A 24205-nucleotide genomic window follows, 5' to 3' on the forward strand; every position below is an offset into this window, starting at 1 on the left:
TAAAATAATGCAAAGGGATAAATGACGAGCCCTGCTGTAGGGGCAGGTCATATCAGATCGGAGACATAAGCGTCGATGTCTGCGATGTAAGCGTCGGCAGCAGACTGCTCGCAGCCTTTTTGGCCGAAAAAGCCTGCTTTCTCGCAAGGCAGCGGCATATTTCTTATGCGTTCCAGATCAGACATTGCCTGAGCTTTGTTCATGCCGCCGTTTATGCTGATGATAAGGTTGTTGTAAGCGTCAGCCTTTGCTGTGAAGGCTGCCTTATTGTAGCCGCCCTTTACCATTTTAACGGCATAATAGTCTGATATATTATATCGTCTGAGCTCCTTGTCCAGCTTGTTCAGCAGGTTTTCCACGTCCTGAGGCTCAAAGCCCCTTGCGCTTATGGGCAGAGGAGTTTCTCTGAGCTGTTCTGCGGCCATAATGGCATTGTCAACAGTTGTATTGCCTTTTTGCAGATCACTTATGATCGCCTGATATTTGGCTATGAGCTGCAAAGTTTCCTGACAGTCATATCCGTTGCGGATCTGTCTGAGTACCGTAAAGTCCATGAAATCGACTCCTTACTTGAAAGTTCTGACAATGTTCATTTCCAGGTCTGCGATATATGCGTCAGCGTCCTCGATAGAGTAGCCCACCTTCCCGAAGAAGCCGCCTTTTTCTTTATGCATTGGTTTCTGCTGGATCTGTGCGAGTTCAAGCCTTGCCTGTTCGCTTGGCATACCGTTCTGCATAGCTGTGATAAGCTTGTTGTATGCATCAAGTTTGGTTATGAATGATTCTTTGTTGTAACCGCCTTTTACACTTCTCAAGATCTCTGCTTCCATATTTATTCTCCCTCTGAAAAATGATGATTATTTGACTGATATATGTTTATATTGATTGAAATGAACGAAACTTTGTTAAGCTGTCTTATAAAAATGTCTGTGATCGTGTGAACTCTGAACGGCAGACTGCCGCATTATGCAGATATTGTTTTATTGCCTAAGAATATGACAAGGTGTATCAGAGCATTATCTTCTCTGATATTTTTTTCTCCAGATCGGCTATATATTTATCGGTATCCTCGACAGAGAAACCACTTCCCTTCAGGATAAGACCGCCCTTTGCCTTTGGGATCGGAGAGGCTCTTATCTTTGCAAGCTCAGCGTTGATCGCTGCGTCAGATAAAGCGCCCTGTTCTATCATGAGCAAAAGCGTATTATAGCTGTCAAGCTTTGAAATTACAGCACCTTTGTCGTAACCGCCTCTTACAGTTCTAAGCACCTCGTTTTCCATGATAAAGCCCCTCCTTTTAGACCTTAGGCAGAAGGGAACGCCGAAAAAAGGCGCTCCCTTGACTGTTTGTTTATGATACGGCGTTTCAGCCGATTACTTCTTTGATCTTTATTTCCTTTTCAACGAGTGCGAGATCGTTCTTGACCATGCGCTCTACGAGCTGTGAGAAGTTTATCTCGCGCTTCCAGCCGAGAGCCTTTTCAGCCTTTGAAGGATCGCCGAGGAGGATATCTACCTCAGCAGGACGGAAGAACTTCTTGTTTACCTTAACGATAGTCTTGCCGTTAGCCTTGTTTATGCCGATCTCGTCAACGCCTTCGCCCTTCCACTCGATCTCGATATCAACGTGCTTGAAAGCAGTCTCAACGAATTCGCGGACAGTTCTTGTCTCATTTGTAGCGATAACGTAGTCATCGGGCTTATCCTGCTGGAGCATGAGCCACATAGCGCGGACGTAGTCCTTTGAGTGGCCCCAGTCGCGCTTTGAGTCCATATTTCCGAGCTCCATGTACTCCTGAACGCCCAGCTTGATACGAGCAACAGCGTCAGTGATCTTACGTGTTACGAACTCGATTCCGCGGCGCTCGGACTCGTGATTGAAAAGGATTCCCGAGCAAGCGAAAAGGCCGTAGCTCTCGCGGTAGTTCTTGGTGATCCAGTGACCGTAGAGCTTTGCAACGCCGTATGGACTTCTTGGGTAGAAAGGAGTTGTCTCCTTCTGCGGGATCTCCTGAACGAGACCGAACATCTCTGATGTAGAAGCCTGATAGAAGCGAGCCTCGGGCTTAACTATGCGGATAGCCTCGAGCATATTTGTAACGCCGATAGCGTCGATATCAGCTGTACCGAGAGGAGTGTCCCAGCTTGTTGCAACGAAGGACTGAGCAGCGAGGTTGTATACCTCATCAGCCTGAGATATCTTCATAGCGGATATAAGGGAAACAGGGTCGGTCATATCGGCATAGATAAGAGTTACCTTGTCCTTGAGGTGAGCGATGTTGCCGTAATCGGCAGTAGCTTTTCTTCTCCAGATGCCGTATACGTTATAGCCCTTTTCGAGAAGGAGCTCTGCAAGATAAGAGCCGTCCTGACCTGTGATTCCTGTAATAAGTGCGTTTTTCATTTATTATTTTTCTCCTTTATAATAATTACTTTTATACAAGTTCGTTTCTGTTCTGCTCTTTGAGCTGAGCAATGACCTTTTTAACGTCCTGGGTGTTGTTCTTTGAGCAAACAAGGAGAACGTCGTCGGTATCCACAATGATGATATCGCGTGTTCCGACAGCAGCGATAAGGCGTTTTCCGCCGCAGACAGTCGTGCGCTTTGAGTCTACGGTGATAACGTCGCCGTCGATGAAGTTCTTGTCGTCGTCGGTCTCGTTGATGCGCTCGACAGCGAGCCAGCTTCCCACGTCGTCCCAGCCGAAGCTGCCTGGGATAGTATATATGTGTTTAGCCTTTTCCATGATGCCGAAGTCAACGGACTCGCTTCTGAAGGCAGTGAACTCCTTGACGAGTATATCCGTGAACTCAGGTGTGCCGAAAGCCTGTCCTATGCGTACAGCGCCCTCATAGATATCGGGCATGAGGTTCTGGAGGTTGAACATGATGGAGGAAACCTTCCATACGAACATACCGCTGTTCCAGAGGTACTTGCCCGAAGCGAGGTACTCCTTGGCTGTAGGGAGATCGGGCTTCTCGACGAAGCGTTCAACGGCGTAGACATCGCCCTTTTCCTCGCCGAAATTGATATAGCCGTAGCCTGTTTCGGGATACTCGGGAGTGATACCGATAGTAACGAGGCGCTTGCCTTTTTCGGCAGCCTTGATAGCCTTTTTGAGGGTATTTATATATATATCCTCATAGCCGATGAGGTGGTCTGACGGGAGCACCATCATGATCGCATCTTCATACTTCCTGCCGATAACAGCTGCCGCAAAGGCAATACACGGAGCTGTGTTCCTTGCGCATGGCTCTGCGAGGATATTCTCGCGGGGGATGTTCGGGAGCTGTTCGAGCACGAGATCAATGTAAGCTGCATTGGTAACGATGAAAATGTCCTCGGCTTCCACTAAGGGGAGGAGTCGTTTTACGGTTTTCTGTATCATGGTCTCGCCGTCTTTTGTGAGCGAGAGAAACTGTTTTGGTGTGGCATTTCTGCTCTTGGGCCAGAAACGTTCACCGCGTCCGCCGGCCATGATAACTGCTGTGGTCTTCATTTGCTGTGTTCTCCTTTTTTATCGCTGTTCTTCGGCACGAGCAGAGCTTCTTCAATTTCTGCGTTATTCTTTGGTGGGAAGAACATGGTCTTTAAAGTCATTAGAATTATCTGAAGGTCAAGACGTATAGAGTAATTTTCTATATACATCAGATCCATTTTCAGCTTGTCATAGGGGGTGGTGTCGTAAGCACCCGTTACCTGCGCATAGCCTGTAAGACCAGCCTTTACTTTAAGGCGGAAGCCGAATTCAGGCATATCCTTTTCGTATTCAGCCGTAAGCTCGGGGCGTTCGGGGCGCGGACCTACCACTGACATATCTCCTTTGAGGATATTGAGAAGCTGTGGGAACTCGTCCACGCGGAATTTTCTCAGTATTTTTCCCACGGGAGTTATACGGTCGTCCTCCTCGGAAGCAAGACGGGCTTTGCCGTCCTTTTCCGCGTCGACTATCATGCTGCGGAACTTGTACACGAAGAATTCCCTGCCGTTGAGGGTCAGGCGCTTCTGCTTGTACAGCACGGGGCCGCCGTCGTAGAGCTTTACCGCGATGGCGGATATTATCATGAACGGAGCAGCAGGGATAAGTGCGATCAGCGAGAATACGACGTCAAAGACGCGCTTGAAAAGCTGCTGTTCAAAGTCGAGGCCGTAGTTGCGGCAGAGCATGAGAGGAGTATCGAACAGACGGATATCATCTGCTCCTCTTATTATAATATCGGATATTTTAGGAGCTATATACGCACGTTTTGAGTGTGCAAAGCAGAATTTCAGGTAATCGTTTCGCAGCTCGGCAGGAGTATCGCATATTATAACGCCCTCGTATTTCATTATAAGCTCCTTGACCTTATCCTCGGGCTCGTTTATGCTTATGGATTCGCATATCATGTACTTGTCAACGCGCTGGCTCATTTTCAGGACAAGCGAGGCAGCCTGATGGCTTCCGTAGATGATGACCAGTTTTCGCGGAGGGTATATCATGAAGTAAAGCCTGCCGGCAAACAGCGTCCACAGGGCGATGATGCCGAAATCGAAGCAGGTCATATACACTACGGGCATAAAAGCCATGAAATGTCGTCCGATAAGGCTGATAACGAAGTAGGATACAGCATTTACGCAAGCCATGGACAGCATCTGCGAGTACAGCATATCCGTTTTTTTCAGGTAGCCCAGCTTGAAGCCGCCGTATGCTCTGAAAAACAGGAGCACGAGAAGGCAGTATATAGCGATGAGGACCCAGTTTCCGCGCCTGTAGTACGGGAATATGATCTCCTTGCTGTATTCCTTGTACCAGACATAGGCGAAAATACCCGTGAGCATTGCGAGAAGGAATATGCCCGAGACGAAAGTTACGAATCTTTTATATAAGTCTCTGTTTTTATTCATAGTTGTTATCCGCCTGACGGCGGACAGTCTCCTTTGTGTGTTTTGTTTGTTTCCTCTGTGAATTCCGCAAATAGCGGCACAAAATCATTATAACAAATCAATATCGCTCTGTCAATATAAATTGACGTATTTGGCAATAAATGAAAGGAGTTTGTAGCGTTTTGCACAAAAATATCAGCATTCGGATATGGTGCAGGAGGGGTAATAGTGCTGAAGTATCTCCCGCCAGTTCCTGCCGTCGGCAGCCATTGCATTGGCACCGTACTGGCTCATGCCCACGCCGTGTCCGAAGCCCTTTGTGGTTATGACGAATTCTCCGCACTCGCAGCGCACATCAAAGGCAGCAGACCGAAGGGAAAGAGCAGTTCTGATATCGTTTCCCGTGACGGTACGGTCTCCCACGGAAGCGGTCAGGACTGTTCCTGCGTCGGAAATGGTCTGCGGTACGAGCCATGCGTCCGTATCCTCGCTCAGGGTGACATCGGGGAAGGCGGCTTCGAGAGAGGTCTTCATCTCGTCTATGGTGAAGCGCTTTTCCTCGCGGAATTTCGGAGCAGTGAGGTCGGAGCGGCTGTCCACTTCCACAAGGTATTCCACGGGTGCGCCCCATGCGTTCTCGGCGCTTTCCGTAAAGCCTGATGACATGGAGTGGAAAGCGGCGATAATAGGCGTATCGTCGTAGGTTATTATGTACGGGAGAACTTCGTCCACAGCTGCGGCGATTTTTTGGTAGCTTTCGGCAAAGCTGTCTCCGAGATGTTCTCTTGCCTGTTCCTTCGTGTAATAGCCCTGATACTTTGATGGATCGTTGGAAAAATCGGCGCCATTCAGCTCAGCGGCAGAGCTGTCTCCTCTGCGCATACGCTGTCTTTCAGCGTAGGTATGAGCTGCGACGGCTTGTGCTTTCAGGGCTTCGGGCTCGAATGAAGCAGGCATTTCCGCACAGACTGCCCCTATCACGTAGTCACGTACAGGCACTTCTATCACCTGTCCGCTCACAGTATCGAGCACTTTGTACGGCTTTGGGGAAAAGCTCTCTTTCGGATTTTTTACCTTCAGCGCAGGGGCGGCAGCTTCGTCCTCGGGTGAACGCGAAGCTGCCGAAATGTGTGAATCTCCCGATATACAGGCAGGAACAGCGGGCAGTACGGTAACGGAAGCCGCAAGCAATAATGCGGCAGCAATTAGTTTTTTCATAGATTTCTCCTTTCGTTTGAACTGCTTATTTTATATTTTAAATTATATTTGACATTAAGCGTGATTTGGTGTATAATTGGATATGAATATGTTTTAGGAGTGTGATCGCAATGCCGTCATTCATTTCAGGCGCTAATATTACAGATTTATGCGGGAGACTTGCAGATAATACCGCAATAGATCCAAAACTCTATGAGAAATATCACGTTAAGAGAGGTCTTCGCAACAGTGATGGCACAGGTGTCATGGCAGGTATCACAAATATCTGCAATGTTCACGGATACGTGGTGAATGAGGGCGAAAAGGAGCCTATTCCGGGTCAGCTCATCTACAGAGGCTACAATATCAACGACCTCGTTGAGAATGTTGAAGCTGATGACCGCTACGGCTATGAGGAAACTGCATTTCTTCTGCTTTTCGGACATCTTCCGAATGATAAGGAGCTCAAGACTTTCAGTTCCTATATTTCGGTAAAAAGAGACCTCCCCAACGGCTTCGTTGAGGATATGATACTCAAAGCTCCGTCGAAGAATATCATGAACAAGCTGGCACGTTCGGTACTGGCTCTGTATTCCTACGATGACGAGTGCGAGAACAAGGGGCTTGAAAACGAGATGCGCACGGCTGTGAGCCTTATCGCAAAGATGCCTGTCATCATGGCGAACGCTTATCAGGTAAAGCGCCGAGTTTTCGATAACCAGAGCATGATAATGCACCCTATCAACTATGAGGAGAACACCGCACAGTGTATCCTTTCACTGCTTCGTCCCGACAGACAGTACACCAAGGAAGAGGCACAGATGCTGGACAGACTGCTCATGTTACAGGCTGAGCACGGCGGCGGAAACAACTCAACATTTACCTGCCGTGTACTCACATCATCGGGCACAGATCCGTATTCTGCTTATTCATCGGCTATATGCTCACTGAAAGGTCCCCGTCACGGCGGTGCGAACCTTGCGGTCATACATATGCTCGATGACTTCAAGGCTAATATCAAGAACTGGGATAACGAGGGCGAAGTCGCTGATTATATGCGCAAGACGATACGCAAGGAGACTAACGACCATTCGGGTCTTATCTACGGCATGGGCCACGCAGTATATACTATCTCCGACCCCCGTGCAGTGATACTCAAGAAGAAGGCTTTCGAGCTTGCTCACGGCAAGGATATCGAAGCTGAATTCCGTCTCCTTGAGACCATAGAGCGCCTTACACCTGAGATATTCCTCGAAATGAAGGGCAGCACAAAGGCTATGTGCGCAAACGTGGATATGTATTCGGGACTTGTTTACCGTATGCTCGGTATCCCCGATGAGTTGTTCACACCTCTGTTTGCTATCGCTCGTATGTCGGGCTGGGCTGCTCACCGTATGGAGGAGATACTCACAGGCGGCAGGATAATCCGTCCCGCATATAAGGCTATTGCAAAGGAAAAGGCTTATATAAAGCTCTCTGAGCGTGAATGATGCTCAGATCATGCTGATATGGAAAAACTATTAAAGCTTGCTGCGGCTGTCTGTACGACAGCCGCACTTACGGGCTGCACCTTCGGCGCGAGCATCGACACACTGATGACTCCGCCTAAGCTCGGTCTGGAGCAGGAACAGATATATACAAAGCTGACAGATTCTCTCGGAGCATCGAACATCAGCCTTAAATATCCGAAATCGGGAAAGTATCTCTCGGCATTCATAATCGAGGATATAGACGGCGACGGCGGCAACGAGGCAATAGTGTTCTATGAGCGAAGGAATCATTCGGCTGACGAAAATCCGCTGCGTATAAACATTCTTGACAAAGAGGGCGGACGCTGGCGTTCGGTAGTTGACGACGCGGTTTTCGGAAGCGAGCTTGAAGAAGTAATGATATCGAAGCTCGGCTCCAATGACCGTATAAATATCATAATCGGTACCAGCCTTATCAACCGTTCGGAAAAGAACGTATATATATACAACTATGCCAACGGTATACTGGAAAATCCTACTTTTTCCGAGTCATACTCCTTCATCGGAGTTTCCGACCTTGACAATGACGGCGAAAATGAGTTCCTGCGCCTGAAAGGTGCATCGAACGGTGAACCTGCCGCCGCAGAAGCCTATAAGCTGGACAGCGAGGGTATGTATCATAAGCTGGCACAGTCCCTCAGCGGCAGCTTTACCGATTTCGACAGTATAAGCTACGGCATGGTGGGCAGCCGCAAGGGACTGTATATAGATGCAGTTTCGGGAACAGGCTACGTACAGTCCGATATCGTTTATATGGACGAAAAAGGCATGGAAAAGGTCTTTCAGACTCCCGAGGAGTCGGCAAGAACTATCCGTCCCGCAGGTTGTATGTCCTTTGATGTTGACGGCGACGGAAGTATAGAGATACCTATACAGACCACAGCTCCGGGATATGAGGCAAAGGGCGAGAGCGAACAGCTCAGGCTCACGGACTGGATGCAGGTGACCGACGATTACAGGCTCGAAAAGCGGTATACCTCGTATTACAGCGTCAATAACGGCTATATTTTCATATTTCCCGAAAAGTGGGTGGGAAAAGTCTCGGTAATGCGTGATATCGTCAACGATGAGATCGTGTTCTGCAAGTACAGCGATGAGGGCATGGGGCGCGAGCTCCTGCGTATCTTCTGCGCCGAGGATCTTCCTTCACGCGAGGACAGGATATCCGGCGGATATATGCTCATGCATACCAAGGGCGAAGCGTCTTATCTGGCGTTTATCCCCGCCGATAACGACCCCGACGGACTTTCAATAACAGCAGGCGATGCAGCCATAGGCTTCAGGACAAGAGACTGATACTGCGGCTGCTTATAATACATACAAATCCATACATAAGGAGTGAAACTCTGATGAAACGTATACTCATATGTGAGGACGAGGATACTATCCGTGAATTCGTTGTCATAAACCTGAAACGTGCAGGCTATGATGTAGTTGATGTCAACTGCGGCGAAGCGGCTCTCAAGACCTTTGAGACCGAACACGGCAACTTCGATATCGTTCTCCTTGATATAATGATGCCGGGTATAGACGGCTTTACGGTCTGCAAAAAGATACGTGAAAAAAGCTCTACCATCGGTATCATAATGCTCACCGCGAGGACCCAGGAAATGGACAAGGTAAGCGGTCTTATGATAGGTGCTGATGACTACATCACAAAGCCCTTCTCACCCTCTGAGCTTACTGCCCGCGTCGATGCGATATACCGCCGTGTGTGCATGAGCTTTATCAAGACCGAGAAGCAGTCGCTTATAGAGAGCGGCCCTTTCGTCCTCAACCTGAAAAGCAGGACTGTCACCAAGGACGGTACACCTATAGAGCTTACACAGGTCGAGTACCAGATACTCGAATTCTTCATGAACAATAAGAATACGGCTCTTGACCGTGCAAGCATACTCAACCACATATGGGGCGAGAGCTATTACGGCGACGATAAGATCGTCGATGTAAATATCAGACGTATCCGTATGAAGATAGAGGAAGAACCTTCTAACCCCAAATACATCATTACTATATGGGGTTACGGCTATAAATGGAATGATATGCAGTAATGGCTAAAAAGAGTATCACCAAGCGCTGGATATTCAACAATCTCGGCGTTGTTGTACTTGCGCTGCTGGTTATAGATATGGCGATCGTCTATGCTATACAGAATTACTTCTACAGTTCCGCAAAGCAGTACCTTATCTCGAAGATAAACGCAGTAACAAGTGTTCTGAGTATGCATTCTCAGGACAGCTCCGCAAATTTCTCCGCAGAGATGAGAAAAATGCTCGAAAACTTCAATGAGAAGGACAAGATAGAGCTCATGGCTATCAACTCAAAGGGCAGAGTAGTGCTGACTTCATCGGGATTCTCTCCCGACGAGGACGTGCCGATGCCTGACTATGAAGAGGCTATGGAGCAGAATGAGGGCTATGATGTAAGAAAAATAGGCGGCGGCGAGAAAATTATGGCAGTGTCCGTGCCCATTTCTTCAATGAGCAACGAGTACAGTGCCGTAAGAATGGTCACATCACTGACCGAGATCGACAATACCATAAAAGGTTATACAGCAGCTGTAACGCTGGTATGCGTCATCATTATCCTCATTATCGTAATAACGGGTCTGTACTTTGCAGGCTCTATAGTCCGCCCGATACGTCAGATAAGCGGTATCGCCCATAAATTCGCAATGGGAGACTTCTCTACACGTATCGACAGCGAGAGCGATGACGAGATAGGCGAGCTGTGTACAGCTATAAATAATATGGCGGACGAGCTTTCAACTGCCGAGGCTATGAAGAATGAGTTCATATCCTCAGTCTCCCATGAGCTGAGAACGCCGCTCACAGCTATAAAGGGCTGGGCAGAAACTCTCATGATAGACGGCGGCGGAAGTCCCGATACCATGAAAAAGGGCGTAGGCGTTATCGTCAACGAGACTGAAAGACTTTCGCAGATGGTTGAGGAGCTCCTCGATTTCTCGCGTATGCAGAACGGTCACTTCACCCTCCAGAACGCAAATATGGACATACTTGCCGAACTGGGCGATGCGGTGCTCATATACAGCGACAAGGCAAGGCGTGAGGAGAAGGCGATAATCTACAATGAGCCGGAGATGCTGCCCTTCGTTTACGGCGACAAGAACCGTATACGTCAGGTATTCATAAATGTTATCGACAATGCGGTAAAGTATTCCTCGGCAGGGGATACCGTTACCATAAAAGCATACGAAAACGGCGAAAGCGTCGTTATAACGGTGAAGGATACGGGCTGCGGCATCAAGCAGTCGGATCTTTCAAAGGTAAAGACCAAGTTTTACAAGGCTAATCATACGCGCAGAGGATCAGGCATAGGTCTTGCCGTGGCTGATGAGATAATCAGTATGCACGGCGGTACTATGGAGATCACCAGTGAGGGCGAAGGCATGGGAACAACTGTTATCATAACCCTGCCTGCCGTTAAGCAGTAATATTATATTCTATAAGGTGAAAAAATGGGAAAAAGCGATACTTCACAGGAAAAATTTAAATCAAAAATAGGCGGTCAGGCTCTCATTGAGGGAATAATGATGCTCGGGCCGAGCAAGGGCGCAATGGCTTGCAGACTCCCCGACGGTACTATCGACCTGGAAACATGGGAGGAGAATAACGGCAAGAGCGCTCCGTGGTACAGAAAAGTGCCGCTGGTAAGAGGCTGTACCAACTTTGCTATATCCCTCGTCAAGGGCTATAAGTATATGATGAAGTCTGCTGAGAAGCAGATGCCCGAGGACGAGGAAGACGATAAGGACAAGAAAAAGGAGCAGACTCAGGACGGTGCGGCTGCTGAGGAAAAAGTGAACGCAGCAGAGACAAGCAGCAAGGAAGCTCCCGACGAGAAGAAAAAGGAAAGCTCGGGCTATGATATAGCTATGTATCTCGGTATCCTTATCGGAGTTGTCATGGCGGTCGGACTTTTCGTAATGCTGCCGAAGTGGATAGTTGCTTTTATCCCCAACATAAAATCACATAATATCCTGCGCTCGCTTCTTGAAGGCGTAGTAAAGATAGTTCTCTTTGTGCTGTATATGTACCTCACAAGCCTTATGAAGGACATACGCAGACAATTTATGTATCATGGTGCAGAGCACAAGACCATTGCCTGCCATGAAGCGGAGCTTCCCCTTACTGTGGAGAATATCCGCAAGCAGTCACGCTTCCACAAGCGCTGTGGAACGAGCTTCATATTCATAGTGCTTCTTGTAAGCATATTTGTGATGTGCTTCGTTCCGTTCACAGTTACATGGCAGCGTATAGTGGCTTCGCTGATACTGCTCCCGCTTATAGTCGGCATTTCCTATGAGTTCATAAGACTTGCGGGCAATAACGATAACGCATTCACACGTATACTGTCAGCTCCCGGACTTGCTATGCAGCGCATAACTACCCGTGAACCTGACGATAGTATGATAGAAATAGCCATCGCAGCAATGACTCCGTGTATCCCTCAGGATAAGGAGGAGGACAAGTGGTAAGTCGGGGCGAACTCTTTGCGGAGTGCCGCGAACTTATCGCACAGCGCGATGACGAGACAGCAGAATTCGATACCACCTGCATCTTTCAGGATCTGCTTGGGGATAAATTTCCCATGTTTGCACCGAAAGAGCCTGTTCCCGATGATAAGGCAGCAGAGATACGCTCCCTTGCGAAAAGACGCTCGGAGGGCTATCCGTTGCAGTATCTCCTGGGACAGTGGGAGTTCTGGGGCTGCAATTTCAAGGTGGGAGAGGGCGTGCTCATACCCCGTCCCGATACCGAGACTCTTGTGGAGCAGGTGCTGGATATCTGCCGCCGTGAGCATCTCACAGCGCCGAAGATAGCAGACCTGTGCAGCGGCAGCGGCTGTATCGCAGTTGCCCTGAAAAAGGAACTGCCGCAGGCTGATGTCTGGGCGGTAGAGCTCTCGGACAAGGCACTTTATTATCTCAGGCAGAATACCGTGCTCAACGGCTGCGGTGACATACATATTATAAGCGGCGATGTGCTTCGGCAGGAAACTGCCCGTGCTGTCATGGGACTTGATATCCTTGTCAGCAACCCTCCGTATCTTACTTCTCAGGATATGAGCGAGCTTATGACCGAGGTCAGACACGAACCTGCTTCAGCGCTTTTCGGCGGCGAGGACGGTCTGGGATTCTACAGAGCTATCACCGAGCTGTGGAAAACTTCCGTAAAGGACGGCGGCTATATCGCTTATGAATACGGTATGGGACAGCACGATGCTGTCAAAGCTATACTCGAAAGCAGCGGCTTCACAGATGTGGAGCTTCGCAGGGACGGCGGCGGCATAATCAGGACAGCCGCAGCGAAAAATATCATCAGGAGCAGTTTCGGTTCCTGATACAATAACTATGTAAACCTGATATCAATATATAAGTACAGGACGGAGGAAAAACCTAATGGCAAAAAAGGAACTTGCTAAGAAACCAACTGTTGTGAGGGTAACAACAAAGGAAGACAAGAAAACAGCCCTCGACGGTGCTCTCAAGCAGATAGAGAAGAAATACGGTGCAGGTGCGGTAATGCGCCTCGGACAGACAAAGACGCTGAATGTGGACGCTATACCTACCGGTTCTATGACACTGGATATGGCTCTGGGTATCGGCGGAGTTCCGAGAGGCCGTATCGTTGAGGTATACGGACCTGAAAGCTCAGGTAAGACTACTGTAGCTCTTTCCATTGTTGCACAGGCTCAGAAGGCAGGCGGCGAAGCTGCATTCATCGACGTTGAACACGCTCTTGATCCTGTATATGCGCAGGCTCTTGGCGTAAACATCGACGATCTGCTGGTATCACAGCCTGACAGCGGCGAGCAGGCTCTCGAAATTGCCGAAGCTCTTATACGTTCGGGAGCTATCGACGTTATCGTTCTTGACTCCATTGCAGCTATGACTACCCGTGCAGAGATAGACGGCGAAATGGGCGATCTCCACGTAGGACAGCTTGCAAGACTTATGTCTCAGGCTATGAGAAAGCTCACGGCAGCTATATCAAAGTCCAACTGTGTTGCTATCTTCATCAACCAGATACGTGAGAAGATCGGCGTTATGTACGGCAATCCCGAGACTACTCCGGGCGGTCGCGCTCTGAAGTTCTACTCATCGGTACGTATCGAGGTCAGAAAGGGCGAGATACTCAAATCAGGCACAGACGTTATCGGTGCTACCACAAAGTGCAAGATAGTCAAGAACAAAGTAGCTCCGCCGTTCAAGGAGTGCCAGTTCGACCTGATGTACGGTACGGGCATTTCCCGTACAGGCGAGGTGCTCGACCTTGCTGTAGACCTTGATATCATAAAGAAGGGCGGTTCATGGTTCAGCTACAAGGATCAGAAGCTGGGACAGGGACGCGATAACGTCAAGGAGCTTCTCCAGAATGACGAAGCACTCATGAAGGAGATAGAGGAGCAGATACTCGCTCATAAGGATGAGCTGAAGGCTGCTGCACCAAAGAAGAGCAAGAAGGAGGAAGCTCCTGCCGAAAAGACTGCTGCCGAAAACAGCGGAGAAGCAGAAAGCGAGGACGTTCTTGCAAGCTTTGACGAGGACTTTGACGAGTTCACTCCTGCTGAGGAATAATGAAGATAACATCGGTCACCCGATATAAAGGCTCGACCTATGAGGCGGAGCTGGACGACGGACGGAAGCTGTACCTCCATGCGGATATCATCACCGATTTCGGCATACACGCAGGTATGGAGACCGACCGTGAAACGCTCAGAAAGATAATATATGCCTCTAATTTCCGCAGAGCCTATCAGCGGGCACTCTACCTGCTGGATTACAGAGATTACACATATTCGGAAATGTTCAAAAAGCTTGTCGAAAACTACAAGAGCGAGGCTCTGTGTACTGCCGTCATGAAGCGGCTCACGGAGCACGGCTTCATCGACGATGTGCGGTATGCCGAGCGTATGGCGCGTAAACTCGTGGAGATAAAGCGTTTCGGCAGGAGGCGTTCAAAGCGCGAGCTCATGCAGAAGGGCATAAGCGATTTCATCGCAGAGGACGCTCTTGCACCTTATTCCGAAGTCTTTGAGGAGAACCTCATGGAGCTTCTCAGGACAAAACATTCCCGATATTTAACAGACCGCGAAGATAAAAGGTCAATAGAAAAAGTAAAAAGTGCTCTTGTGCGTTACGGTTATGAATTCACAGAGATAAACCGTGCCGTTAAGGACTATTTCGAGAACGCAGAGGAGCTTGAGGAGGAAAACTGACATGGCGATCAAGGTGGGTATGGTATCCCTTGGCTGCTCGAAGAATCTGGTAGATTCGGAGCGTATGCTCCACAAGCTGAAAAGCCACGGCTACAAGCTTGTTACCGAACCCGGACTTGCCGATGTTGCGGTAGTCAATACCTGCGGCTTTATAAAGGCTGCAAAGGAAGAAGCGATAGACACTATCCTTGAACTGGGTAAGCTCAAGGAGGAAGGTACTCTTAAAAAGATCATAATCACAGGTTGTCTTGTGGAGCGATACAAGGAGGAGGCAGCCGAGCAGTTTCCCGAAGCTGATGCCGTTATCGGCATAGGTGATACAAAGGATATCGTTGATGTCCTTGACCATGTTCTTGCAAACGAGAGAGTTGTGCGCTTTGCACCTAAGCTCGATGCGGAGCTCTGCGGCGAAAGGATAATCTCCACACTGCCGTTCTTCACATACCTGAAGGTGGCAGAGGGCTGCTCCAACTGCTGCACCTACTGCGCGATACCTCTTATCAGAGGAAAGTTCCGCAGCGTCCCCATGGAGGACGTTCTGAAGGAAGCGCGTTTCCTTGCCGAGCACGGCGTTACAGAGCTTGTGGTCATAGCACAGGATACCGCACTTTACGGCAATGATCTCTACGGCGAGCCGAAGCTTGCCGAGCTTCTCACCGAACTGTGCAAGATAGACGGTCTGCGCTGGATACGCACACTTTACTGCTACCCCGAGCGTATCACCGACGAGCTTCTTGATGTCATCGCCCGCGAGGAAAAGCTGGTGAAGTACCTCGAAATACCGATACAGCACTGTAACGGCGAGATACTCTCACGCATGAACCGCTGGGGAGATACCGAAAAGCTTGAAGCGCTCTTTGCTCATATCCGCGAGAAAGTGCCGGGCATAACCCTCAGAACTACCCTCATCACAGGCTTCCCCGGGGAGACAGAGGAACAGTTCGAGGAGCTTGCGGAATTCGTCAAGAGAGTCCGCTTCGACAGACTGGGCTGCTTTGCGTATTCACGCGAGGAAGGCACAAAGGCATACGATTATCCCGATCAGATCGAGGAAGAAGTTGCAGCACACCGTGCTGATATAATCATGGAGCAGCAGATGCTCATAAGCTGTGAGAATAACGAAAAGCTCATGGGCAGTGAGTTCACCGCAGTAGTCGAGGGCTTTGACAAGTTCGGCGAATGCTGGTTCGGACGTACAGTCCTCGATGCCCCCGACATAGATGGAAAAGTGTTCTTTACATCAGAAAAGCCTCTTGAAATAGGCGAATACGTTCAGATCAGAATAACAGATACACTTGATTATGACTTGATAGGAGAGGTGATCGGCTAATGAACCTGCCAAATAAATTAACATTACTGAGAGTTGTATTGATACCGTTTTTTCTGCTCTTTATGTATCTGGATATCCCGTACCACTTTTTGATAGCGCTGCTCATATTCTCGGCGGCTTCAATAACAGACGCACTTGACGGAAAGATCGCAAGAGCAAGGAATCTTGTAACGAATTTCGGAAAATTCCTCGATCCGCTGGCTGACAAGGTGCTGGTTATCGCAGCCCTGACAGTGTGTGTTGAGTTTTCGGAAGTAAATATGAGCGCGATACCGCTCATCATAATCATCGCAAGAGAGTTCATGGTCTCCGGACTGCGCCTTCTTGCTGCAAACAGCGGCATAGTAGTAGCGGCAGGCATCTGGGGCAAGCTCAAAACAGCATTTACCATGGTGGCTATAGTTGTGATACTCCTCTGGCTGTCGGTATGCTATGACTTTGATTATTCAATAGCTGATTCGGTAAAGTCGGCAGTAGATAACGTGGCAGTGCCTGTTCTTATATGGATATCCACAGTTCTTACCATAATCTCAGGCGGTGTATACCTCAAAGGCTACTGGCACCTTATTGATTCGGATAAGTAAGACATTCCCGAAAGGAGAAAAGTATGACACATTGTTCCGGTCAGATAAGATATCTGATAGCGATAAAGGAGCTTTCGGATAAGGACGAGTACGTTCGCTGTGTGAATATATCACGTCATCTCGGCGTATCAAGACCGAGCGTGAGCAAGATGCTGCGCTGTCTGGTGAACAGCGGCTATGTGTATGAGGATTTCTGCAACAGTGTAGTCCTTACACCGGAGGGTGAAGCGGCAGTAGATGAGATATTCTCATCATTCAGAGAGGTAAATATATTCTTCAATAAGTTCCTGAAGCTGCCCAAGGAGGAAGCTCGTGAACAGGCTATAAAGTTTATTACCGATTTTCCGCATGATACCTGCGACCGTCTTAAAGCGCTCGTAAAGCGTACACTCAATAAGAATAAGTAAACAAAGAGGTACACATAAGTGTACCTCTTACTTTTTGTTAACAAAAGTGAGTCAAAACACATCATATACGATGATTTTTAGTTAAATTGCTGAATATAGTATAACGCCGTATAGCTTGTTGAACAAAAAAATGTTAACCGCGTGCAACATCTGTTCAATATTGACATATTAAAGCTATAATTTTTTATAGAGATTGCGCACTCTCGCTAATGACTAAAAAATATGAAATGATAAAGGAATAATAAAAATGAAAAACTCTATGAAAAAAATCGCAGCTGTTATTTCAGCATCTATCCTCGGCGCACTCCCTATGACAGGTTCTCTCACAGCAAATGCAGCATCAAGAACACTTGCAGATGATACGGTAAAATACTATTTCGGTGACGTAAATCTTGACGGAAAAATCACATCATTAGACGCTCAGACTGTTCTCAGATGGGCAAACAACGGCGTAGTTGGCGTAAGCGCAGATAAGAAGAAGCGCGCAGATGTTGACGGTGACGGAAATATCTCTGTTGCTGATGCAAATAAGATTCTTGCATATTATACAGATGAAGTTGTATGTCATAATAAGGTCTATGGCGATGCTAACGGCGATGGCAGAGTAAATATGTCAGACGCATACATGGTGTATGAGTATGTTCACAGTGGCAGCTATGTTGGTCAGATCAATCTCGTTGCAGCAGATGTTAACGGCGACGGTAAGGTAAATACTGTTGACCATGTTCTTATTGCTCGTTACGATCAGGACATGATTCCTACTCTTTATGTAAGATGGGGCGATGTTGACAGCAACGGCGTTATAAACGAAGCTGACACACAGAAGCTCGCAAGATTATGTGCAGAAGATTCATCAGTTCGCTTCACAGATGCTGAATTCAGAAGAGCAGATCTCAATCTTAGCGGCAATGTTGATACTGATGATGTATTATGGCTTGTAAGATATGAAGGACGTCATTACTTCGACTGGAACTGCTGATCCATAACATTGGATTCGTTTCTCATATAAAAATATACCCCCTATCGGGTCTTATCCCGATGAGGGGGATATTTATGTGAAAAAAGGGACTGCATTTGCAGTCCCTTTTTGTATACATATTAATTACATAAGCTCGCAGATGAGGTTTGAGAATTCAACAGGATTCTCGATGCTCATACCCTCGATAAGGAGAGCCTGATCGTAGAGGAGCTTAGCATACTTACCGAGCTTGTCCTTGTCGCCGTCCTTGCTGAGAGCCTGAAGCTTGCCGAAGATCTCGTGATCGGGGTTGATCTCAAGTACGCGCTGTGCGTGTATCTTCTGGTCGGTAGGCATAGAATTGAGAACCTTTTCCATTTCGAGAGATATCTCGCCCTCGCTTGTAAGGCATACAGGGTGGGATTTGAGTCTCTGTGAGAGCGTAACCTTAGTTACCTTGCCGTCGAGAGCTTCTTTGAGCTCGCCGAGAAGGTCTGCACTCTCCTCCTCCTTAGCCTTGATCTCCTCCTTCTTTTCAGGAGTTTCAAGACCGAGATCGTCAGCAGATACAGACTTGAATTCCTTTTCCTTGTACTGACCGAGAGACTTTACAGCGAACTCGTCGATATTGTCTGTGAGGTAGAGTATCTCGAAGCCGTTCTCCTTTACGAGCTCGGTCTGCGGGAGCTGCTCTATACGTGCAGCGCTCTCGCCTGTAGCGTAGTAGATGTACTTCTGATCCTCACGCATACCTGTAACGTACTCGTCAAGAGTTACCAGCTTCTGCTCGTTTGAAGAAGTGAACATGAGCAGATCCTGTAATTTTTCCTTGTTCATGCCGAAGTCGCTGTAGATACCGTATTTGAGCTGTAAACCGAAAGCCTTCCAGAACTCCTCGTACTTCTCACGCTCGTTCTTGAGCATCTTTTTCAGCTCGTTGCTGATAGTCTTTTCGATGCTCTTTGCGATAGTTTTGAGCTGTCTGTCGTGCTGGAGCATCTCACGGGAGATGTTGAGGGACAGATCCTCGCTGTCAACAAGACCCTTTACGAAGCTGAAATAGTCAGGGAGCAGGTCTGCGCACTTGTCCATGATGAGGACACCGTTTGAGTAGAGCTGCAAGCCCTTTTCGTACTCCTTTGAGTAGTAGTCGAAAGGAGCTTTTGACGGTATATAGAGCAATGCATTGTATGCAGGCATCTCGTTGCTGATGTGTGAATATTTGAGAGGAGCGTTATAATCGAAGAACTTCTCTGTGTAGAAGTGCTTGTAATCTTCCTCTTTGAGCTCGTTCTTGTTCTTCTTCCAGAGAGGAGTCATGCTGTTGAGAGTTTCAACTTCGATGTAATCCTCGTATTCAAGGGGCTTTTTAGCTTCCTTTTCCTCCTCGGTCTGCTCCTTTGGACGGCTGTGGGAAACTTCCATCTTGATAGGGAAGCGGATATAGTCGGAGTACTTGGTGATGAGTGACTTTATTCTGTACTGGTCGAGGAATTCGCCGTAATTCTCGTCGCCTGTGTCGTCGAGAAGTTCGAGGATTATCTCGGTACCTGCGTTCTTCTTTTCGGTCTCAGTGATAGTATATCCGTCAACGCCCTCGGACTCCCACTGATAAGCCTTATCGCTGCCGTAAGCCTTGGAGATGACAGTGACCTTCTTAGCTACCATGAATGCCGAGTAGAAGCCGACACCGAACTGACCGATTATCTGGGTGTCTTCTTCGAGTTTGTTTTCGTTCTTGAACTTGAATGAGCCGCTGTTAGCGATAGTACCGAGGTTGTTTTCGAGTTCCTCCTCGGTCATGCCGATACCGTTATCGGTAATTTTAAGGGTACGGCTGTCCTTGTCGGCTGAAATCCATATAGCGAAATCATCTTTATTGAGTCCGACCTTGTCGTCGGTAAGGGATTTGAAGTAAAGCTTATCAATAGCGTCACTTGCATTGGAGATAAGCTCGCGGAGGAAGATCTCCTTATGAGTATAGATAGAGTGGATCATCATATCCAGCAGTCTTTTGGACTCTGCTTTGAACTGTTTTGTTTCCATATAAAACATCTCCGTAGTAGTTTTTAGCACTCTCTCACTTAGAGTGCTAAAACAAGTATATAACTTTTAGATGTACAAAGTCAAGTGCGAAAAGAAATGTTTACAATTTGTTCATATTTGTGCAGTGGAGCGAAAGGCATAAAAATCGCCGTTAATAGTATTGACAACCCCACCGACGATAGTATATAATAGTTTTTAGTGATCGGCGCATAGTGATCAGGACTAAGCACTATGCACTAACAGTTAATAACTCAAAAGCATAGCAGTCAGAGTAGCTTTTTTGCGGACTTACAGAGAGTGTGCGGGCGGTGTGAGCACATAGTCGGGAAAAGTGAAGTGCGGCTGTCAGCTTCGGCAGGGAAGCGCATAAGCGTGAGTATCTGTCGGCGTATCGTCCGCGTTAAGGATAAGATGAGTTCAAGACGGAGTGGAAACGAGCATTTGCGCCTCCGAGGTATACCCTCGGAGGCTTTTATTATTAAGGAGGCTTGCATGAATATAATAAAGTATCCCTCGGACGAGGCTGTAAATGAAGCTGTAAAAGCAGACAAAAAGCTTCTCGGAGCTGTAAGTCTTGACGGCGTGACCGCTTATGTCGGAGCAGCCGAGACCGTAGGCGATCATATCTCGCTGCTTGAAGCCTTTGACGAGTTCAGTCCCGCAGGCTTTTTCAGACTCAGCTTTGACAGTCTGACTGCCGAGTGGATATTCTCATGTCCGCGCAATTATAACGGGATATTCTCAGAAAAAGAGCGCATGGACATATACTACCGCGACGGATTGCGGCTGATCCCCGAGTTTCTGGTGATGTTCGGATATTTTTCAAAGCTTAAAATAAAGAATGCTCCCCCTGAAATATGGGAGTTCTGATATGTAGGGAACGCCGTTACCGCTGTTCCGAAAGCTGTCAGCTTTGTAGGGACGGATATTATCCGCCCGATAAATACGTAAAAAAAATTGTGGACGCACAGTGTACGTCCCTGTAAAAATATATTCTGGAGGAAAAATATGCAGTTATACAATTCATTGTCACACAAGAAAGAAGAGTTCGTTCCCCATGAGGAGGGCAAGGTAAGTATGTACACCTGCGGACCTACTGTGTACCACTTCGCACACATAGGCAACCTCAGAAGCTACATCATGGAAGATGTTCTCGAAAAGTACCTGCGCTTCACAGGCTATGACGTTAAGCGTGTAATGAACATCACAGATGTGGGACACCTTACCAGCGACGGCGACACAGGTGACGACAAGATGCTCAAGGGCGCAAAGCGTGAGCACAAGACAGTAATGGAGATAGCAAAGTTCTACACAGACGCATTTTTCGAGGATTGCAGAAAGCTCAACATCAAGAAGCCTGACGTTGTAGTGCCTGCAACTACATATATCGACGAATTTATCCGCGTTATCAGCAGCCTTATGGAAAAGGGCTACGCATACGAAGCAGGCGGAAATATCTACTTTGATACCTCTAAGCTGGAAAAGTACTATGTATTCAACGACTTCAACGAGGAAGACCTCGCTGTCGGAGTTCGTGAGGGCGTAGAGGCTGACGAGAACAAGCGCAACAAGGCAGACTTCGTGCTCTGGTTCACAAAGTCAAAGTTCGACGATCAGGAGCTCAAATGGGATTCACCATGGGGAGTTGGCTACCCTGGCTGGCACATCGAGTGCTCATGCATCAGTATGAAGAACTTAGGCGAGTACCTTGATATCCATTGCGGCGGTATCGACAACGCTTTCCCGCACCATACCAATGAAATTGCTCAGTCTGAGGCTTATCTCGGACATAAGTGGTGCAATTACTGGTTCCACATACTCCACCTCAACACCAACAGCGGCAAGATGAGCAAGAGCAAGGGCGAGTTCCTGACAGTATCTCTCCTTGAAGAGAAGGGCTACAAGCCTGTTATATACCGCTTCTTCTGCTTGCAGTCCCACTACAGAAAGTCGCTGGTATTCTCATGGGAGAACCTCGACAATGCAAAGACTGCATACGACAAGCTCATCGAGAAGATAGCTTCTCTCACAAAGGAGAACGGCGGAGATATCGACAAGGCTGAGTATGACCGTCTTATGGGAGATTTCAACGAAGCTCTCGGCAATGATGTGAATACCGCTATGGGTATCACTGTTATATATGACGTGCTGAAATCAAAGGCAAATGCTGCAACAAAGCTCGCGCTTATCACAGAGTTCGACAAGGTTCTCGGACTTGACCTTATCGCAAATGCTAAGGAGCTTGCTGACAATGTCGGTGCGGCTTCTGCTGATATCCCTGCTGAGGTCCTCGAACTTGTTGAACAGCGCAAGGCTGCACGTAAGGACAAGAATTTCGCACTTGCAGACGAGCTCCGCGACAAGATAGCGGCTCTCGGCTATGAAGTCAAGGAAACAAGACAGGGAACTGAAATAAACAAGCTTTGAGAGAATCTTGACAAAAGCTGAAAAAAGGCATATAATAAAAGAAAGAGCATACCGATAGACGGTCGCTCCCAATTAGTTAGTTATTGAAATAACCGTCCTAATGGCAAGCAGGGCGGTTATTTCCTTGTGTTATCACAATTGCTAAAAGCCTTATATACCAGAAGTACATTGGATAATGCAATAATGAATTGAAAGAAATCATTCCATGTCATGGTCAGACTCCCCCCTTTCGGGGAGCAGGAATTGACCGCCTACCGTTACAGTATGCTCTTTTATCATTATATCTGCATTATCGTTATTTGTCAATATATATAGAACGGAGAATATCCAATGGCACGACTTTATCCCCTTTTTAGCTCCAGCAAGGGGAATTCCTCATTCATAGGCACCGAAAAAGGCGGTATACTCATAGACTGCGGAGTAAGCTTCAAGCGGCTCAGCGAAGCCCTCGAAGTCAACCGCATCCCCCTGAGTGCGATACAGGGAGTATTCATAACCCATGAGCACTCCGATCACGTTGCAGGACTTGCAATGCTCACAAAAAAGACGGGACTTCCCGTGTACGGACAGAAGCGCACTCTGCAAAGGCTTTGCGACAGCGGAAAGATAGCAGTAAGCTCTCACGTCATCGACATCACGGGCAAGACCATAAGCTGCGGCGGCAGCGAGGTGAGCTGCTTCAATACGCCTCACGACGCTATACAGAGCTGCGGCTACCGCATACATACCGAGGACGACAAGTACTGCGCCATATGCACCGACCTCGGACACATTACCCCAGAGGTGGACGAAGCGCTGACGGGCTGCCGAATGGTGCTTATCGAAGCAAATTACGATGAGTATATGCTGCGCACAGGTCCGTATCCCCTGTATCTCAAGGAGCGTATACTCTCCATGAACGGTCATCTCTCCAACGACGACTGCGCCGTGCAGGTGGGAAAGCTCATAGAGCGCGGAACTACGCATTTCCTGCTGGGACATCTCAGTCAGGACAACAATCGCCCCGATATCGCGGACAGGACAGTTCAGAACGGTCTGCCGCAGTTCACGCGCGGAAGGGACTATCTCCTCGGAGTAGCTCCCGTGGAAACAAAGGGAGGAGCTGTTATTTTCTGATGAATATCAATCTTATAGTCATAGGCAAGCTCAAAGAGGAGTATCTCCGCAGCGCTTGTGCAGAGTACATAAAGCGGCTCGGGAGGTACTGCACATTTGAGCTGCATGAGCTCGACGAGTGCAGGCTCAGCGATTCTCCGTCGGATAAGGAGATATCTGCTGCACTGAAAAAGGAAGCCGATCAGATAAAGAAGTATGCAAAGGGCATGATAGTACCAATGTGTATAGAGGGAAAGCAGCTCACAAGTCCCGAACTGTCGGAGAAGATAACTTCTGCGGGTGTCAGCGGACAGAGTACCGTTACATTCATAATCGGCAGCTCTTTCGGACTTGACCCCGAGATAAAGGCGATGGGAGCGCTGAAGCTCTCGATGTCGAAAATGACATTCCCTCACCAGCTGGCAAGAGTAATGCTGCTGGAGCAGATATACCGCGCATTCCAGATAGCCGAGGGCGGAAAGTATCATAAGTAAAATATAGTTAACAAAAAAGCGGACTGAAATGT

At 48.0% G+C, this 24205-nt stretch carries 24 protein-coding genes; 16 read left to right on the forward strand and 8 right to left on the reverse strand.

The features are described from left to right. Nucleotides 1–47 precede the first annotated feature (47 nt). The 7 genes from K6G33_RS06945 to spoIID all read right to left on the reverse strand — a co-directional run bounded on the left by K6G33_RS06945 (nucleotide 48) and on the right by spoIID (nucleotide 6082). The gene (locus K6G33_RS06945; RefSeq protein WP_296777696.1) at nucleotides 48–554 is read right to left on the reverse strand and encodes a hypothetical protein; all 507 of its coding nucleotides are present in this window, start codon (nucleotides 552–554) and stop codon (nucleotides 48–50) included. A 12-nt stretch (nucleotides 555–566) separates the two neighbouring features. Next, entirely contained in the window at nucleotides 567–830 is a 264-nt protein-coding gene (locus K6G33_RS06950; protein ID WP_296777699.1) for a hypothetical protein, read from the reverse strand. Between the two features lie 178 nt (nucleotides 831–1008). Then, on the reverse strand, nucleotides 1009–1281 hold the full coding sequence (locus K6G33_RS06955) for a hypothetical protein (protein ID WP_296777702.1): 273 nt from the start codon (nucleotides 1279–1281) through the stop codon (nucleotides 1009–1011). Between the two features lie 85 nt (nucleotides 1282–1366). Next, nucleotides 1367–2404, reverse strand: coding sequence for a GDP-mannose 4,6-dehydratase (gene gmd, locus K6G33_RS06960; RefSeq protein ID WP_296777705.1), 1038 nt, complete (start codon nucleotides 2402–2404; stop codon nucleotides 1367–1369). A 31-nt stretch (nucleotides 2405–2435) separates the two neighbouring features. Beyond that, entirely contained in the window at nucleotides 2436–3500 is a 1065-nt protein-coding gene (locus K6G33_RS06965; RefSeq protein WP_296777708.1) for a mannose-1-phosphate guanylyltransferase, read from the reverse strand. Then, entirely contained in the window at nucleotides 3497–4885 is a 1389-nt protein-coding gene (locus K6G33_RS06970) for a sugar transferase (RefSeq protein WP_296777711.1), read from the reverse strand. The genes K6G33_RS06965 and K6G33_RS06970 overlap by 4 nt, the downstream gene beginning before the upstream one ends. A gap of 174 nt (nucleotides 4886–5059) precedes the next feature. Further along, nucleotides 5060–6082 carry a stage II sporulation protein D gene (spoIID, locus tag K6G33_RS06975; RefSeq protein WP_296777713.1) on the reverse strand — a complete coding sequence of 341 codons (1023 nt, stop codon included), beginning with the start codon at nucleotides 6080–6082 and terminating at the stop codon, nucleotides 5060–5062. 110 nt (nucleotides 6083–6192) lie between these two features. On the opposite strand from spoIID, the gene K6G33_RS06980 reads away from it, so the two are divergent. From K6G33_RS06980 to K6G33_RS07035, 12 genes are all read left to right on the forward strand, one after another. Beyond that, nucleotides 6193–7551, forward strand: a complete 1359-nt coding sequence (locus K6G33_RS06980; protein WP_296777715.1) for a citrate synthase — start codon at nucleotides 6193–6195, stop codon at nucleotides 7549–7551. Between the two features lie 18 nt (nucleotides 7552–7569). After that, a complete protein-coding gene (locus tag K6G33_RS06985) occupies nucleotides 7570–8886 on the forward strand; it encodes a hypothetical protein (protein ID WP_296777718.1) in 1317 nt (438 codons plus the stop codon). Between the two features lie 53 nt (nucleotides 8887–8939). Beyond that, nucleotides 8940–9641, forward strand: coding sequence for a response regulator transcription factor (locus K6G33_RS06990; protein WP_173449125.1), 702 nt, complete (start codon nucleotides 8940–8942; stop codon nucleotides 9639–9641). Beyond that, on the forward strand, nucleotides 9641–11044 hold the full coding sequence (locus tag K6G33_RS06995) for a HAMP domain-containing sensor histidine kinase (protein WP_173449126.1): 1404 nt from the start codon (nucleotides 9641–9643) through the stop codon (nucleotides 11042–11044). Before K6G33_RS06990 ends, K6G33_RS06995 begins: the two co-directional genes overlap by 1 nt. Before the next feature lie 24 nt (nucleotides 11045–11068). Beyond that, a complete protein-coding gene (locus K6G33_RS07000; RefSeq protein ID WP_173449127.1) occupies nucleotides 11069–12088 on the forward strand; it encodes a DUF1385 domain-containing protein in 1020 nt (339 codons plus the stop codon). Beyond that, nucleotides 12082–12954 carry a peptide chain release factor N(5)-glutamine methyltransferase gene (gene prmC / locus K6G33_RS07005; protein WP_296777724.1) on the forward strand — a complete coding sequence of 291 codons (873 nt, stop codon included), beginning with the start codon at nucleotides 12082–12084 and terminating at the stop codon, nucleotides 12952–12954. The genes K6G33_RS07000 and prmC overlap by 7 nt, the downstream gene beginning before the upstream one ends. 58 nt (nucleotides 12955–13012) lie before the next feature. Then, nucleotides 13013–14191: a recombinase RecA gene (gene recA / locus K6G33_RS07010; protein ID WP_296777726.1), complete on the forward strand. Its 1179-nt coding sequence runs from the start codon at nucleotides 13013–13015 to the stop codon at nucleotides 14189–14191. After that, the gene (locus K6G33_RS07015; protein WP_296777729.1) at nucleotides 14191–14832 is read left to right on the forward strand and encodes a RecX family transcriptional regulator; all 642 of its coding nucleotides are present in this window, start codon (nucleotides 14191–14193) and stop codon (nucleotides 14830–14832) included. The genes recA and K6G33_RS07015 overlap by 1 nt, the downstream gene beginning before the upstream one ends. Nucleotide 14833: 1 nt before the next feature. Beyond that, nucleotides 14834–16162, forward strand: a complete 1329-nt coding sequence (gene rimO / locus K6G33_RS07020; protein ID WP_296777732.1) for a 30S ribosomal protein S12 methylthiotransferase RimO — start codon at nucleotides 14834–14836, stop codon at nucleotides 16160–16162. Further along, entirely contained in the window at nucleotides 16162–16746 is a 585-nt protein-coding gene (pgsA, locus tag K6G33_RS07025; RefSeq protein WP_296777735.1) for a CDP-diacylglycerol--glycerol-3-phosphate 3-phosphatidyltransferase, read from the forward strand. Before rimO ends, pgsA begins: the two co-directional genes overlap by 1 nt. Before the next feature lie 23 nt (nucleotides 16747–16769). Continuing rightward, nucleotides 16770–17153: a metal-dependent transcriptional regulator gene (locus tag K6G33_RS07030; RefSeq protein ID WP_296777736.1), complete on the forward strand. Its 384-nt coding sequence runs from the start codon at nucleotides 16770–16772 to the stop codon at nucleotides 17151–17153. Nucleotides 17154–17412: 259 nt separating this feature from the next. Next, nucleotides 17413–18132: a dockerin type I domain-containing protein gene (locus tag K6G33_RS07035; RefSeq protein ID WP_296777739.1), complete on the forward strand. Its 720-nt coding sequence runs from the start codon at nucleotides 17413–17415 to the stop codon at nucleotides 18130–18132. Between the two features lie 123 nt (nucleotides 18133–18255). Here the strand turns inward: K6G33_RS07035 and htpG are convergent, their stop codons facing one another. Beyond that, nucleotides 18256–20157 carry a molecular chaperone HtpG gene (gene htpG / locus K6G33_RS07040; protein ID WP_296777740.1) on the reverse strand — a complete coding sequence of 634 codons (1902 nt, stop codon included), beginning with the start codon at nucleotides 20155–20157 and terminating at the stop codon, nucleotides 18256–18258. 492 nt (nucleotides 20158–20649) lie between these two features. Between htpG and K6G33_RS07045 the strand changes: the two genes are divergently transcribed. From K6G33_RS07045 to rlmH, 4 genes are all read left to right on the forward strand, one after another. Further along, on the forward strand, nucleotides 20650–21027 hold the full coding sequence (locus tag K6G33_RS07045) for a hypothetical protein (protein ID WP_296777742.1): 378 nt from the start codon (nucleotides 20650–20652) through the stop codon (nucleotides 21025–21027). Nucleotides 21028–21165: 138 nt separating this feature from the next. Beyond that, nucleotides 21166–22584, forward strand: a complete 1419-nt coding sequence (cysS, locus tag K6G33_RS07050; RefSeq protein WP_296777743.1) for a cysteine--tRNA ligase — start codon at nucleotides 21166–21168, stop codon at nucleotides 22582–22584. 330 nt (nucleotides 22585–22914) lie between these two features. Then, nucleotides 22915–23700 (forward strand): MBL fold metallo-hydrolase, encoded by a 786-nt coding sequence (locus tag K6G33_RS07055; protein WP_296777744.1) that lies wholly within the window; start codon nucleotides 22915–22917, stop codon nucleotides 23698–23700. Continuing rightward, nucleotides 23697–24173: a 23S rRNA (pseudouridine(1915)-N(3))-methyltransferase RlmH gene (gene rlmH, locus K6G33_RS07060; RefSeq protein ID WP_296777844.1), complete on the forward strand. Its 477-nt coding sequence runs from the start codon at nucleotides 23697–23699 to the stop codon at nucleotides 24171–24173. The genes K6G33_RS07055 and rlmH overlap by 4 nt, the downstream gene beginning before the upstream one ends. The last annotated feature ends 32 nt before the right edge of the window (nucleotides 24174–24205 follow it).

Source organism: Ruminococcus sp., from assembly GCF_024691275.1.
Classification (GTDB): Bacteria; Bacillota; Clostridia; order Oscillospirales; family Ruminococcaceae; genus Ruminococcus.